Genomic DNA, 14,269 nt, shown 5'->3' with positions numbered 1-14,269 from the left:
CTTCCACCCTGAGGATTTGACGATCGCTATGGCATTCACGTTCTCCACCGGATCCCTGGTGAAGGCCCGTGGCCGCGAGTGGGTGGTGCTCCCCGAGAGCGAGCCGGACCTGCTCGTCCTGCGCCCGCTGGGCGGCTCGGACGACGACATCGCGGCGGTGTTCCCGTTCGAGCCCGTCGAGGAGGCGCGTTTCGCGCCACCGGAGCCGACGGACCTCGGCGACCAGCGGGCGGCGGGCCTGCTGCGCACGGCCCTGCGGGTGGGGTTCCGCTCGGGCGCGGGCCCGTTCCGCTCGCTCGCGGGCATCGCGGTGGAACCGCGCGCGTACCAGCTCGTGCCGCTCCTGATGGCCCTGCGCCAGAAGACGGTCCGCATGCTGATCTCTGACGACGTCGGTATCGGCAAGACCATCGAGGCGGGCCTGATCGCGAGCGAGCTGCTCGCTCAGGGCGAGGCGACGGGGCTCGCGGTGCTGTGCTCCCCGGCGCTGGCGGAGCAGTGGCAGCAGGAGCTGCGCGGGAAGTTCGGCATCGACGCGGAGCTGGTGCTGGCGTCGACGGTGTCCCGTCTGGAGCGGGGCCTGGACCTGGGCCAGTCGCTGTTCGACAGGTACCCGAACGTGATCGTCTCCACGGACTTCATCAAGTCCCCGCGCCACCGCGACGACTTCGTGCGTCACTGCCCCGACCTGGTGATCGTCGACGAGGCGCACACGTGCGTGACCGCCGACGACACCTCCGCGAGCGCGCAGAGCCAGCTGCGCCACGAGTTGCTGCGCCGGGTGGCGAAGGACACCGACCGGCATCTGCTGCTGGTGACGGCGACCCCGCACAGCGGCAAGGAGTCGGCCTTCCGCAACCTGCTCGGGCTGGTCAGGCCGGAGCTGGCGCATGTGGACCTGGAGTCGGAGGCGGGCAGGAAGCTGCTCGCCCAGCACTTCGTGGCCCGCAAGCGGGCGGACGTACGGCAGTACCTCACGAAGGAGGACGGCCTGGCGGACGACTCGCTCGCGGAGCGGACCGCGTTCCCGTCGGACCGCTATTTCAAGGACGAGACGTACAAGCTGTCCCCGGAGTACCGGGCCCTGCTGGACGAGGCGATCGCGTACGCGAGTGAACGGGTCGACGAGGCGGGTGGCCGGGGCAGGCGGGAGGCCCGGATCGCCTGGTGGTCGGCGATCGCGCTGCTGCGGTCGCTGGTGTCGTCGCCGCGGGCGGCCGCGCAGACCCTGACGACGCGTTCGGCGGCGGCGATCGCCGCGTCGGCCGAGGAGGCCGACAAGCTGGGTGCCCCGCTGAACAGCGACGCGGCGGACAGCGACGCGCTGGAGGGCATGGACGTGGCGCCGGGAGCGCAGACGGACGACGGACCCGTCAAGTCCCGCCTGGCCGAACTGGCCGAGCTGGCCGCGCGGTTGGAGGGGCCGGAGAAGGATCTCAAGCTGAAGGCGCTGATCAGGCACCTGAGGGCGCTGCTGGCCGACGGCTACCACCCGATCGTCTTCTGCCGCTACATCCCGACGGCGAAGTACCTGGCCGAGCAACTGGAGAACGACCCGGAGAAGAAGAAGCGCGGCCCGCTCGGCGCCAGGACGGTCGTCAAGGCGGTCACCGGCGAGCTGTCCCCGCAGCAGCGCGTCGAGCGGATCGAGGCACTGGCGGCGGAGGCCGGCGAGGACGCGGCGGCTCGCAGGGTCCTGATCGCCACGGACTGCCTCTCCGAGGGCGTCAACCTCCAGCACCACTTCGACGCGGTCGTCCACTACGACCTCGCCTGGAATCCCACCCGCCACGACCAGCGCGAGGGCCGCGTCGACCGCTACGGCCAGCGCCGCGACGAGGTCCGGGTCATCACCCTGTACGGCGACGACAACGGCATCGACGGCAAGGTCCTGGAAGTGCTCATCAAGAAGCACCGTCAGATCAAGAAGGACCTGGGCATCTCCGTGTCCGTGCCGGACGAGCTGTCGACCGGCGTGACGGACGCGATCGTGGAGTGGCTGCTGATGCGCGGCCGGGAGAACGAGGACGCCCTGTTCGGCGCGGACGCCTTCAAGGTCAGCAAGGCGAAGCTGGACAGCGACTGGAACTCGGCGGCCGAGCGGGAGCGCACCTCCCGCTCCCGGTTCGCGCAGCGCTCGATCCATCCGCAGGAGGTGGCCCGCGAGGTCGCCTCGATCCGTCAGGCGCTGGGCGGCGCGGGCGAGATCAGGACGTTCGTACGGGAGTCGTTGGGCGCGCTGGGAGCGGTGCTGCGCGGCGACGGCGACGACTTCACCGCCCAGGTCGGCGGCGCTCCGGCGGGTCTGCGGGACGCCCTCGCGCCGGCCGTGGGCGCGGAGCTGATCGAGAAGGACCGCCCGATCCCGTTCCGGAGCGATCCGGCGGTGGCGCGCGGCGAGGCGGCGCTGGTCCGTACGGACCCGGTGGTGGGCGCGCTGGCGTCCCACGTCCTGAACGCGGCCCTGGACACCCGGGCGGAGGGCACACGCCCGGCACGCCGCTGCGGGGTGATCACGACGGACGCGGTGCGGACGAGGACGACGTTGCTGTTGGTCCGGTACCGCTTCCACCTCACGCTGCCCTCCCGGAGCGGGGAGCGGCAGCTGGTGGCCGAGGACGCGCGGCTGCTGGCGTTCGAGGGAGCGCCGAGGAACGCGGTGTGGCTGCCGTCGGAGCGTGCGGTCGAGCTGCTGCACGCCACGGCGGCGGAGAACACCGACCCGCACTTCGGGGAGCGCACGATGACGCGCATCCTCGGTCAACTGCCGGATGTGCACGGCCCCTTGGAGGCGTACGGCGAGGAGCTCGCCGTCGAGCTGGACGCGGCCCACCGCCGCGTGCGGGCTGCCTCCGGCGAGATCGTCCGGGGTCTGTCGGTCACGGCCCAGAAGCCGGCCGACATCCTCGGCACCTACGTCTACCTGCCCGCCACCGCCTCCGTCGCCTCCGTCGCAACTGTCCCCGCTGGAGCGTCCGCCTGATGTCCGCCACCACCCGCACCCAGGTGTTCACCGCCGTCCACACCGTCGGGGCGCTGCTGCCGGCCGACATGCTGCTGAGGATCTCCGAGGGCAAGGACGTTCCCGGCTCCAGGCCCGCCGACTACGGCCTGCCGTCGTCGCGTTCGGTGCGGGACGAGGCGGAGCGGAGCTGGGAGTACCTCAAGCCGCTGTGGCGCGAGCTGCGCGAACGGCTGCCGGAGGACCGCCGGACGGGCGTCCCGGCAACCGACTCCACCGGTCTGGCGGAGAGCGACTGGCTGACCCCGCTCTGGCGGGAGCTCGGCTTCGGCCGGCTGACGCGGATCGACGCGGCGGGCATCACGGCGGACTCCGAAGCGGAGAAGAGGTTCCCGGTCTCCCATCGCTGGCAACACGCCCTGATCCACCAGACGGCCTGGAACCGCGACCTCGACAAGCGGCCGGGGGGCGCGGGCGCGGTGCCGCCGCAGTCGATGCTCCAGGAGTGCCTGAACCGCACCGAAGCCCACCTGTGGGGCCTGCTCACCAACGGCCGCCGGCTGCGCCTGCTGCGCGACTCCAACGCGCTCGCCACGGCGTCGTACGTCGAGTTCGACCTCGAATCGATCTTCGACGGCGAGCTGTTCAGCGAGTTCGTGCTCCTGTACCGGCTGCTGCACGCCTCGCGGTTCGAGGTGTCGGAGGGTCCGGCGCCGTCGTCCTGCTGGCTGGAGAAGTGGCGTACGGAGGCCATCGCCTCGGGCACGCGCGCCCTGGACCAGCTCCGCAAGGGCGTGCAGGAGGCGATCACCGCGCTGGGCACCGGCTTCCTGCGGCACCCGCAGAACACGGCCCTGCGGGAGAACGTCCGTCCGAAGGCCCTCCAGGCGGCTCTGCTGCGCCTCGTCTACCGACTGCTGTTCGTCTTCGTCGCCGAGGACCGTGACGCACTGCTGTCACCCGATGCGGACGCGATCGCGCGCCGGCGGTACCGGACGTACTTCTCGTCGGCCCGCCTGCGCGCCCACGCCAGGAACCGGCGGGGCACGGCGCACGGCGACCTGTACGAGGCGCTGCGGATCGTCCTCACGGGACTCGGTGACGAGAAGGGCCGCCCGGAGCTGGGGCTTCCCGGCCTCGGCGGCCTGTTCGACGACACCGAGGCGGACGCGCCGCTGCGCGACCTGAAGCTCTCCAACGAGGCCCTGCTGACGGCCGTACGGCACCTGTCCCAGGTCCGGGACGGCAGCTCGGGGCGCCGGCGGGCGGTGGACTACCGGCATCTCGACGCGGAGGAGCTGGGGTCGGTCTACGAGTCCCTGCTGGAGCTGGAGCCCAAGTACAGCGCCGCCGACCGCGCGTTCGCGCTCGTCGAGGTCGTCGGCAACACCCGTAAGACGACGGGCAGTTACTACACGCCGTCCTCGCTCATCGAGTGCCTGCTGAACTCCACGCTGGACCCGGTGATCGAGGACGCGGTCAAGCGTGGCCAGGACGCGGCTGCGCGGTCCGGGGCGACCGACCCGGCGGACGCGATCGTGAACGAGCTGCTGTCGCTGACGGTGTGCGACCCGGCATGCGGTTCCGGGCACTTCCTGGTGGCGGCGGCACGTCGTATCGCCAAGCGGGTCGCGGCGGTCCGGGAGCGCAATCCGGAGCCCACGCTGGACGCGGTGCGCCACGCGCTGCACGAGGTCGTCTCCCGCTGCGTCTACGGTGTCGACCTCAACCGCATGGCCGTGGACCTGGCCAAGGTGTCCCTGTGGCTGGAGGCGCTGGAGCCGGGCAAGCCGCTGAGCTTCCTGGACGCGCACGTCAAGCACGGCAACGCGCTCATCGGAGCCACGCCGGCACTGCTGGGCGACGGGGTACCTGACGCCGCGTTGAAGCCGATCGAGGGCGACGACAAGAAGTTCGCGAAAGCGCTTGAGAAGCAGAACAGGGCCGAACGCCTAGGGCAGAGCGGCCTGTTCGACCTGGGCGGGGAGGCGAAGGTGGCCAACACCGCCTTCGCGTCCGGCCTGCGGCGCATCACGGGTGCTTCCTCCGACACCCTGGCCGACGTACGTCGGCAGGAGGCGGCATACCGGGACTGGGCCGAGTCGGCCGAGTACGTACGCGCCCTGCACGTGGCCGACGCCTGGTGTGCGGCGTTCGTGTGGCACAAGACGGCCGACGCGCCACCCGCCGTCACCGACGAGGTCTTCCGCGCCCTCCAGGACCCGGCGGGCGACGCCGCGCCACGCTCGACCCACGACGAGGTCGTGCGGCTGCGGGACCGGTACCGGTTCTTCCACTGGCACCTGGAGTTCCCGGAGGTGTTCTCCGTCCCGGAGCCGGGCGCGCCGGCCTCCGGAGTCGACGACGCCACCGGGTGGGCCGGTGGGTTCGACTGCGTGGTGGGGAACCCGCCGTGGGAGCGTATAAAGCTGCAGGAGCAGGAGTTCTTCGCACAGCGCGACACGGCGATCGCGACGGCGACGACCGCGGCCGCTCGCAAGAAGCTGATCGCCGAGCTCAAGGAGGATCCGAGCGGGCAGGAACTGTACGCCGAGTTCGAGGCGGTCAAGCGCAAGGCGGAGGGTGAGAGCCATTTCCTGCGCAACGGTGGCCGCTACCCGCTGACGGGTCGCGGTGACATCAACACGTACGCGGTGTTCTCCGAGACCGACCGACTGCTGACGGGCCCGCGCGGCCGCATGGGTGTCATCGTGCCGACGGGTGTCGCCACGGATGCGACGACGCAGTTCTTCTTCAGGGAGCTGGTGCACACGGGAGCGTTGGCGGCGCTGTACGACTTCGAGAACGCCGCGCCCCTCTTCCCGGGTGTGCACCGCTCGTTCAAGTTCAGCATCCTGTCCGTCGCGGGCCGCTCTCTGCGCGAACCAGCCGCGCGCTTCGCCTTCTTCCTGCACGACCCGTCCGAACTGGACGACGCGGACAAGGCTTTCCGGCTCACCCCGGAGGAAATCACCCTCCTCAACCCCAACACGGGCACCTGCCCGGTGTTCCGCTCGCGCCGTGACGCGGAGATCACCCTGGGGATCTACCGCCGCGTCCCCGTTCTGATCAAGGAGGGTGAGACGGGCGGAAACCCGTGGGGCGTGTCGTTCATGACGATGTTCCACATGTCCAACGACTCCCACCTCTTCCGCTCCCGGGAGGAACTGGAAGCCGCTGGCTGGCAGTTGACGGGCAACGTCTTCACCAAGGGTGCGGACAGGATGCTGCCGCTGTACGAGGCGAAGATGCTGCACCACTATGACCACCGCTGGGCCACCTATGGGCCGGACGGCACCACACGGGACTTCTCACCGGGGGAGAAACAGGACGCGGCGGCGGTGGCGCTGCCCCGTTACTGGGTGGACGAACGGGAAGTGGGCACGAAGTTGGCTGCCAAGGGCTGGAAGCGCGACTGGCTGCTCGGCTGGCGTGACATCTGCCGGGCCACCGATGAGCGCACGGCGATCGTCGGACTGTTCCCCCGGGCGGCGGTGGGCAACAACCTTCCGGTCTCCGCTCTCGCCGCGGTGGACGCGGTCCACGCGGCGAGCCTCGCGGCGCTGGCCTCTGCCTTGGTCTTCGACTTCACCACACGGCTGAAGGTGGGCGGCACTCACCTGAACTTCTTCATCACCCAGCAGCTTCCGGTGCTGAGCCCCAAGCAGCTGACAGCCCATGCCGACTTCATCGCGCCCCGCGTTCTCGAACTCTCCTACACCGCTGCCGACATGCGCCCCTTGGCCACGGACCTCGGTGACACCGGCGGCCCTTTCCGCTGGGACGAGACCCGCCGCAAGCACATCCGCGCCGAACTCGACGCCCTCTTCTTCCACCTCTACGGAGTGTCCCGCGACGACGTCGATCACATCCTCGGCACCTTCCCCATCATCCGCCGCAAGGACGGGGCCAAGTACGGCACGTACCGCACCAAGGAGCTGATCCTGGCCGAGTACGACCGCATGGCCGCCGCCCGCCTCTCTCCGGTGAACCCCCTCGTCGAAGGCGACACCTACGTCTCCACCCTCGTCCCGCCCCCGGGCCACGGCCCCCGTCACCCCGCCTGACAGCCGATCGCGCGCCGGGGTCCTCGCCCTCACCGCCGCCGACCGGTCCGGCCCTCACGCGTCCGGCCCTCACGCCTCCGGCGAGAGCGCACCGTTTCCGAGGCCGTCCCGGGCCAGGGAAGCCGCCCGTCCGCTCAGCTCCGCCACGCGCCGGGCCCGTTCCTCGAACTCCTGGAGCGCGCGGAACGCGGCGCCGTACCGACGCTGCTCGGCGATGTCCATCTGGGGGACACGGGCGCCCCTGGCGTCGAGTCGGAAGGAGCCACTGGCCGTCGTCGAGCGCCGGGTGTTCGCCGTGCCGCGCAGGAATCCCCGGAGGAAATCGGTGTCCAGTTGGTCACTGACGGAGACCGGCTCGGGATCCCCGTATGCCACCAGTCCGGCGCGGGCGAGGTCGGCGACGCTGATGGAGGCTCCCTCCAGTGCGCCGGGGCCGTCACCCGCGCTGAGCGCCGGCAGCAGCTCGGCCAGGTGGCGCACGTGGTGGGCCAGTTCCCTGCGCACCTCCAGGTATTCGGTCGCGTAGTCGCGGTGGGACTCCTCGACATGGCGTCCGGGAGTGAGATCGACCGTGTCGTCGAGCAGGTCGATCAGCGGCACGTCCGCCACTTGATGGGGCTCGGGGTCGAGGCGGCCGTCCGGCTCGTTCGCCGTCAGGTCGACCATGCGGACGCTCGTCGCGGCATCACCCGCAGCGGGCGGCCGGCGCAGCCGCCACAGGTGCACGGGGAGGGCGTGGGAGGCCGCGGATCCGGGCGGAAGGGCGATGACCTGGGTGAGGATCCCGCGTCGTACGAGCTCGGCCCGGATACGGCGGCCGGCCTTGCGGTAGGCGACGGAGGCGGGCATCACCATCACCACGGCGCCGCCCGGCGCGGTGTGCGCGTAGGCGTGCTGCAGCCAGGCGAGTTCACCTTCCGCACGCGACGGTGTGCCCAGTTCCCATCGGGGGTCGAGGAGGAGTTCGTCACGCCCCCAGTCCGGGTCGGCGACGGGAGGGTCACAGACCACGAGATCGGCCCGGAGATCCGCCCAGCGATCGTCCCGCAGGGAGTCCGCGTGCGCGATGTCGACGCCGCCGCGCCCGGTGAGATCGGCACGCGACTGCGCGAAGCGAGCGCTACGACCGTCGGCTTCCTGACCGCAGCGTCGTGGGCCGTGGTCGGGTCCCATGGCCAGCAGAAGGCTGCCGATACCGCAGGCCGGGTCGAACACGGTCGCGTCGGCCGCCACCTCACCGGCGAAGTGCCGCACCGCGCGCACGATGCGCGGTGCGGTGACCTGGTCCGATCCGGCCCGGCGAACGGAGTCGGTGAAGCGATCGGCGAGGGCGTCGACCACGTCCTGCGCGGAACCGCTCTCCGCCAGGCCCCTTGCCAGTCCGGCCACATCCGACGGCAGGGTGTCCGGAGCCGCAGGTCCGCCGCCCGCCAGGAACTGGGCGAGATCGGCGAGTCCACCGATCATCTCGTCGCCGTAGGCCCCGCGCAGCGCCTGCCACAGCCGCACCTCCTGCGAGACGTCCTGCCCCTTGCGCTGCTTGTCGAGCCAGGCCTGCACCTCGGCCAGCCGGAACAGCGGACTGTTCGCCCCGCCGCCCGCGGCCGCGGGGAAGTCGTCGTACCGCCGCCTCCAGTTGGAGACAGCGGCACGCGTGACGCCCGCGAGCCGAGCGATCTCGGAGCCGGTGACCAGCGGTCCGCCGGCTGGTGGGGCCGCCTCGTCTGCCATGCGGGCAACCGTACACGGGGTCCGCGACCGACCCTCGATGGTGTACGGCGTTGACAATGTACACACGCCGCATTCATTGAAAGTCGTACGAACGTGTACACCCTCGTGGTGCCCGCACCTCCCGCGGGCGGCCCCACCCGTTACCGCGACACCGCGGTGACCGGCGCCGGCGCGTACCCGGTCGGCCTGGCCGTGAACGTGCCACGCCCCTGCGTCCGGCTGCGCAGCCGGGTCGCGTAGCCGAACAGCTCGGCCAGCGGCACGGTCGCCGTCACGATCGACGCGCCCGCCCGCGTGGCCGAGCCCGTCACCCGGCCCCGCCGTGCCGCGAGGTCGCCGAGGACCGCGCCGACCGCGTCCTCGGCCACGGTGACCGTGACCTCGACGACCGGCTCCAGGAGGACCATCGCGCAGGTGCGCAGGGCCTCGCGGAGGCCGAGTCGGCCGGCCGTGCGGAAGGCCGTGTCGGAGGAGTCCTTCACATGGGTCGCCCCGTCGGTGAGGGTGACGCGCAGCCCCGTCACCGGGTGACCGCCGATCGGCCCCTCGGCGAGGGCGTCCCGGCAGCCGGCCTCCACGGCACGGACGTACTCCTGCGGCACCCGACCGCCGACGACGGCCGAGCGGAACTCGAAGCCGGCGGATGCCTGGTCGGCGTCCAGCCCGTCCTGACCGTCCCGGCGTTCCAGCGGCTCCACGTCGAGGACGACATGCGCGAACTGCCCTGCCCCGCCGTCCTGTTTGACGTGCCGGAAGACGAAGCCGGTCACCCCGCGGCCGACCGTCTCCCGGTAGGAGACCCGGGGGCGGCCGACGTTGACGTCCAGTCCGACGTCCCGCCGGATCTTCTCCACCGCGACCTCCAGATGCAGTTCGCCCATGCCGGACAGCACCGTCTGCCCGGTCTCGGCGTCGGTCCGCACGGCCAGCGACGGGTCCTCCTCGGCCAGCCGTGCCAGCGCCGAGGCCAGCCGGTCGGTGTCGGCGGACCTGCGTGCCTCGACCGCCACGGACACCACCGGGTCGGCCACACCGGGCGGTTCGAGGACGAGCGGGGCGTGCGGTGCGCAGAGGGTGGCCCCGGGGCGCGCCGACTTCAGGCCGACCACGGCCACGATGTCCCCGGCGACCGCCCGGTCCACCTGGGCGTGACGGTCGGCCTGCACGCGCAGGATCCGCCCGATCCGCTCGCCGCGCCGCGCCCCCGCGTCGAGCACGGTGTCTCCCTTCTCGATCGTTCCCGCGTACACGCGCAGGAACGTCAGCCGCCCGGTCCGCGTCGCGGTCACCTTGAACGCCAGCGCCGCGAACGGTGCCGACGGGTCGGCCGGCCGCTCCTCGTCGACGCCGTCGCGCAGGCCACGCACGGCCGGCACGTCGAGCGGGGAGGGCAGGTACGCCACGACCGCGTCGAGCAGCGGCTCGATCCCGCGGTTGCGGTAGGCCGAGCCGCACAGCACGACCACGCCTTCGCCGCTGCCGGTCAGGTCGCGCAGGGCGGTGACGAGGGTGTCCGGCGAGAGCGCCGACCGGGCGCAGAATTCCTCCAGCGCGCCGGCATGCAGTTCGGCCACCGACTCCTCCAGGAGCCGCCGACGCCGCTGGGCCTCCTCCCGCAACTCCTGCGGAACCGGCTGTTCCACGACCGTGTCGGCACCGTCCGGCCACACCAGCGCCCGCATCCGTACGAGGTCCACGACACCGCGGAACGCGTCCTGCGCGCCGATGGGCAACTGCACGACCAGCGGCGCCAGGTGCAGCCGTTCCCGGATGGAGGCGACCGCCGTGTCGAGGTCGGCTCCCGCGCGGTCCAGCTTGTTGACGAAGGCGATCCTCGGCACGCCGTGCCGGTCGGCCTGCCGCCACACCGACTCGCTCTGCGGCTCGACCCCCGCGACGGCGTCGAACACGGCGACCGCGCCGTCGAGGACGCGCAGCGCACGCTCCACCTCGTCGGCGAAGTCGACGTGCCCGGGGGTGTCGATGAGGTTGATCCGGTGCCCGTCCCAGGCACAGCTCACCGCCGCCGCGAAGATGGTGATGCCGCGATCGCGCTCCTGTGGGTCGAAGTCGGTGACGGTGGTGCCGTCATGGACCTCGCCGCGCTTGTGCGTGGTGCCGGTGGCGTACAGGATCCGCTCGGTGACGGTGGTCTTGCCGGCGTCGACGTGGGCGAGGATGCCGAGGTTGCGGACGACGGCGAGGGGGTTGAGGTTGGTGCGCACGGCCCTTGGCCTTTCGGATGTTCCGGAAACGGAAAGGGGTCAGCGCGATTCCCGGACGGTGCTTCGGCGCACGCGAGCATGATCTGACCGCACGTCAGATCGACGTAGGGTCAGGCAGGTTGACGTACTCGGGCGCTCTCAGGTGTTCGTCACGGGCGTCCGGTGCCGGCCGCGCAGCGGGCACCGGGCGGACGAGGACACGAGGATCACCTCGTACCGGCACAGGGAGACGACGGCTGCGGTGCGGTCACGCACGGCCCGGCTCCCCTCGACTCGTCACGACGACGCGCCGCCGATCGGTGGGCGGCGCGTGGTGGATGCCGCGAGTGTAGGGAGCGGGGCAGGGTCGGAGCACGCGATTTTCCCGGCCGGTGCGGTCGGGCGCGCTTCGTCGGAGACTCGGGATCACCGGCCGTCCCCGGCGCGGAACGCGGAGGGCGCCGCCCCGTCCGCACGCCGCGGGGCGTGTGATTCGTCCAGGCGGGTCGTGCGAATCTCATGGGCTCGCGGTGACAGACGATCGATGTCCACACCTCCCTGCTCTGCCATGGTGAGAGGAGAAAGGCGCAGGCCAGGCGGCCGCAGCAGCAGGGCCCGCCCGTCCCCGCCACCCGCTCCGCCGCGCGCGAGGCACCGCTGAGAGGGACAGCGAGCCCTACTGGAGGCTTTCCGTGGACAAGCGGTACGAGGTGTACTGCCTCACCCACCCACGTTTCTACGACACGCCGACCCACGGCCGTACACGCGGCCGCTTCCGTCAGACGTCGCGCCCGGCCCCCGCGTCATGGACGCGCGAGGAACTCGGCGACTGGGTGGTCTGGCGTCCCGTCGGCGCGGCCTTCCCCCCGCAGGGCTGGAAGATCCACGTATCGGCGTGCCTGGACAACGCGCAGGAGGTCCTGGACGCGGTGTGGGACCACTGCGTCCCGCGCCGTATCGCCTTCAAGTTCCTCCCGGACAAGGAGACCCTGTTCCTCGCCAACGCCAAGTACGCGCACCGCGGCTCCAGCGGGAAGTTCGTGACCGTCTACCCCGTCGACGAGGCCCAGTGCGAGCGTGTCCTCACCGAGCTCGGCACCGCCCTCGACGGCCGGCAGGGGCCGTACATTCTCAGCGATCTGCGCTGGGGCACCGGTCCGCTGTACGTCAGGTACGGCGCCTTCGCCGACCGGTACTGCGTCTCGGCCGACGGTGTGCTGGAACAGGCCGTGGAGGATCCCTCCGGACGTCTGGTCCCCGATGTACGCGGCCCCACCTTCCAGGTACCGGAGTGGGTACGGCTGCCCGGGTTCCTCGAACCGCATCTCGCCGAGAGCCGGCGCACCACCGTGGCGGACCTGCCCTACCGGTTCGAGCGTGCGCTGCACTTCTCCAACGGCGGTGGACTGTACGCCGGGATCGACACGCGCACCCAACAGCGAGTCGTCCTGAAGGAGGCCCGGCCGCACGCGGGACTCACCGCCGACGGCGCGGACGCCGTCACACGGCTGGAGCGCGAGCGGGCGGCCCTGGAACGGCTGCGCGGCCTGCCCTGCGTACCCGAACTGCACGATCACTTCGAGGTGGGCGGGCACCACTTCCTCGTCGAGGAGTTCGTCGAGGGAAGGCCCTTGCACGAGGTGTTCGTCGAACGCTTCCCGCCGGCCTCCCTGGACGCCGGCCCGGCGGCCTTCGCCGACTACACCTCCTGGGCCCTGGACGTGCACCGGCAGGTGGAGGAAGCGGTCGCCGCCGTCCATGAGCGGGGCATCGTCATCGGCGACGTGCACACGTACAACGTGCTGCTCCGCCCCGACGGCAGGGTGGTGCTGATCGACTTCGAGGGCGCCTCGGACGTGGCGCGGGCGCGGCACCAGGTCCTCGCGGCGCCGGGCTTCCTCGCGCCCACCGGGGCCACCGGCTTCGACATCGACCGGTACGCGCTGGCCTGTCTGCGGATCTTCCTCTTCATGCCGCTGACCGGCCTGATCGAACTGGACGGCGGCAAGGCGGGGCAACTCGCCAGGGAGGCCGCCCGGCTGTTCCCGGTGCCCCGTCAGTTCCTCGACGAGGCCGTCCGTACGCTCACCGGCGACGGCGGGACGGCCGCCGGGGCGGAGGACGGGCCCCGCCTCCAGCCGGACCGCGCCGGCTGGCTGCGCGCCCGCAACTCGATGGCCGACGCCATCCGGGCCACCGCCACACCCGAGCGCGACGACCGGCTGTTCCCGGGCGACATCGAGCAGTTCACGGTCCCGGGCGGCGGCCTCGACGTGGCCCACGGCGCGGCGGGCGTGCTGTACGCGCTGGAGGTGACCGGCGCCGGACGCCGTCCCGACCATGAGGACTGGCTGGTCCGGCACGCGCTGCACCCGGAACCCGGCACCCACCTCGGCTTCTACGACGGGCTGCACGGCGTCGCCTACGTCCTGGAGCACCTCGGGCACCACGAGGAGGCCGTCAAGATCCTCGACATGTGCCTGGGCGAACGCTGGGAGGCCCTGGCCCTGGACCTCAGGGGCGGCCTGTCCGGCATCGGGCTCAACCTGCTGCACTTCGCGACGGCGAGCGGCGACGCGGCCTGCCGTGACGCGGCCCGGCGAGTGGCGGAAGCGGTCGCCGACCGCCTCGGCCCGGCCGACGGCGTGCCGGAGACCAGTGGCGGCGCGCACCCGAGAGCGGGGCTGGTGTACGGCTCGTCCGGTCCCGCACTGCTGTTCCTGCGCCTGTACGAGCACAGCGGCGACCCCGCTCTCCTCGACCTGGCCGCCACCGCGCTCCGTCAGGACCTGCGCCGCTGCCTCGTGCGCCCGGACGGGTCGATGGAGGTGAACGAGGGCTGGCGCACCCTGCCCTATCTCGCCGACGGCAGCGTCGGGATCGGCATGGTCCTCGACGAGTACCTCGCCCACCGCCCGGACGAGCAGTTCGCCACCGCCGCCGAGGCGATCCGCAGGGCCGCGCGGGCGCCCTTCTACATCGAGCCCGGCCTCTTCGACGGCACGGCCGGCATGATCCTCCACCTCAGCCGCGATCACGAGCCCGGCACGGCAGCCGCGCGCGACCCCGTGATCGCGGACCACGTGCGACACCTGGAGCGCCACGCCTGCCTGCTCGACGGCCGACTCGCCTTCCCCGGCGAGCAGTTGCTGCGGCTGTCCATGGACCTGGCCACCGGCACCGCGGGCGTCCTGCTGGCCCTCGGCGCCGCCCTGCACTCCCGGCCCACGGGACTGCCGTTCCTGACACCGGGCTCGCCCGCTCATGACCTCCCCGTCCCCGTGCGAGTGCGAGAGAGGAGGTGA

Annotated in this window: 5 protein-coding genes; 3 read left to right on the top strand and 2 right to left on the bottom strand. The window is 71.9% G+C overall.

What is annotated here, in order from left to right; all coding sequences use genetic code 11:
* The first annotated feature begins 28 nt into the window (after positions 1-28).
* Together ABZ078_RS02420 and ABZ078_RS02415 are read left to right on the top strand one after the other, a co-directional pair.
* Positions 29-2,983, top strand: coding sequence for a helicase-related protein (locus ABZ078_RS02420; RefSeq protein WP_356570805.1), 2,955 nt, complete (start codon positions 29-31; stop codon positions 2,981-2,983).
* Positions 2,983-7,029: a DNA methyltransferase gene (locus ABZ078_RS02415; RefSeq protein ID WP_356570803.1), complete on the top strand. Its 4,047-nt coding sequence runs from the start codon at positions 2,983-2,985 to the stop codon at positions 7,027-7,029. The genes ABZ078_RS02420 and ABZ078_RS02415 overlap by 1 nt, the downstream gene beginning before the upstream one ends.
* A 69-nt stretch (positions 7,030-7,098) precedes the next feature.
* Here the strand turns inward: ABZ078_RS02415 and ABZ078_RS02410 are convergent, their stop codons facing one another.
* Together ABZ078_RS02410 and fusA are read right to left on the bottom strand one after the other, a co-directional pair.
* The gene (locus ABZ078_RS02410) at positions 7,099-8,760 is read right to left on the bottom strand and encodes an N-6 DNA methylase (RefSeq protein ID WP_356570801.1); all 1,662 of its coding nucleotides are present in this window, start codon (positions 8,758-8,760) and stop codon (positions 7,099-7,101) included.
* A 140-nt stretch (positions 8,761-8,900) separates the two neighbouring features.
* Positions 8,901-10,985, bottom strand: coding sequence for an elongation factor G (gene fusA, locus ABZ078_RS02405; protein ID WP_356570799.1), 2,085 nt, complete (start codon positions 10,983-10,985; stop codon positions 8,901-8,903).
* Positions 10,986-11,656: 671 nt separating this feature from the next.
* On the opposite strand from fusA, the gene lanKC reads away from it, so the two are divergent.
* The gene (gene lanKC, locus ABZ078_RS02400; protein ID WP_356570797.1) at positions 11,657-14,269 is read left to right on the top strand and encodes a class III lanthionine synthetase LanKC; all 2,613 of its coding nucleotides are present in this window, start codon (positions 11,657-11,659) and stop codon (positions 14,267-14,269) included.

This window comes from Streptomyces sp. NPDC006385, from assembly GCF_040612485.1.
Lineage (GTDB): Bacteria > Actinomycetota > Actinomycetes > Streptomycetales > Streptomycetaceae > Streptomyces.
Note: the sequence above shows the minus strand (reverse complement) of the source record. Positions and strands in the feature narration are given on the sequence as shown.

Coding starts and splice junctions, on each gene's coding strand:
- ABZ078_RS02410 (WP_356570801.1), bottom strand. CDS start 8,760: ATGGCAGACGAGGCGGCCCCACCAGCCGGCGGACCGCTGGTCACCGGC.
- ABZ078_RS02415 (WP_356570803.1), top strand. CDS start 2,983: ATGTCCGCCACCACCCGCACCCAGGTGTTCACCGCCGTCCACACCGTC.
- ABZ078_RS02420 (WP_356570805.1), top strand. CDS start 29: ATGGCATTCACGTTCTCCACCGGATCCCTGGTGAAGGCCCGTGGCCGC.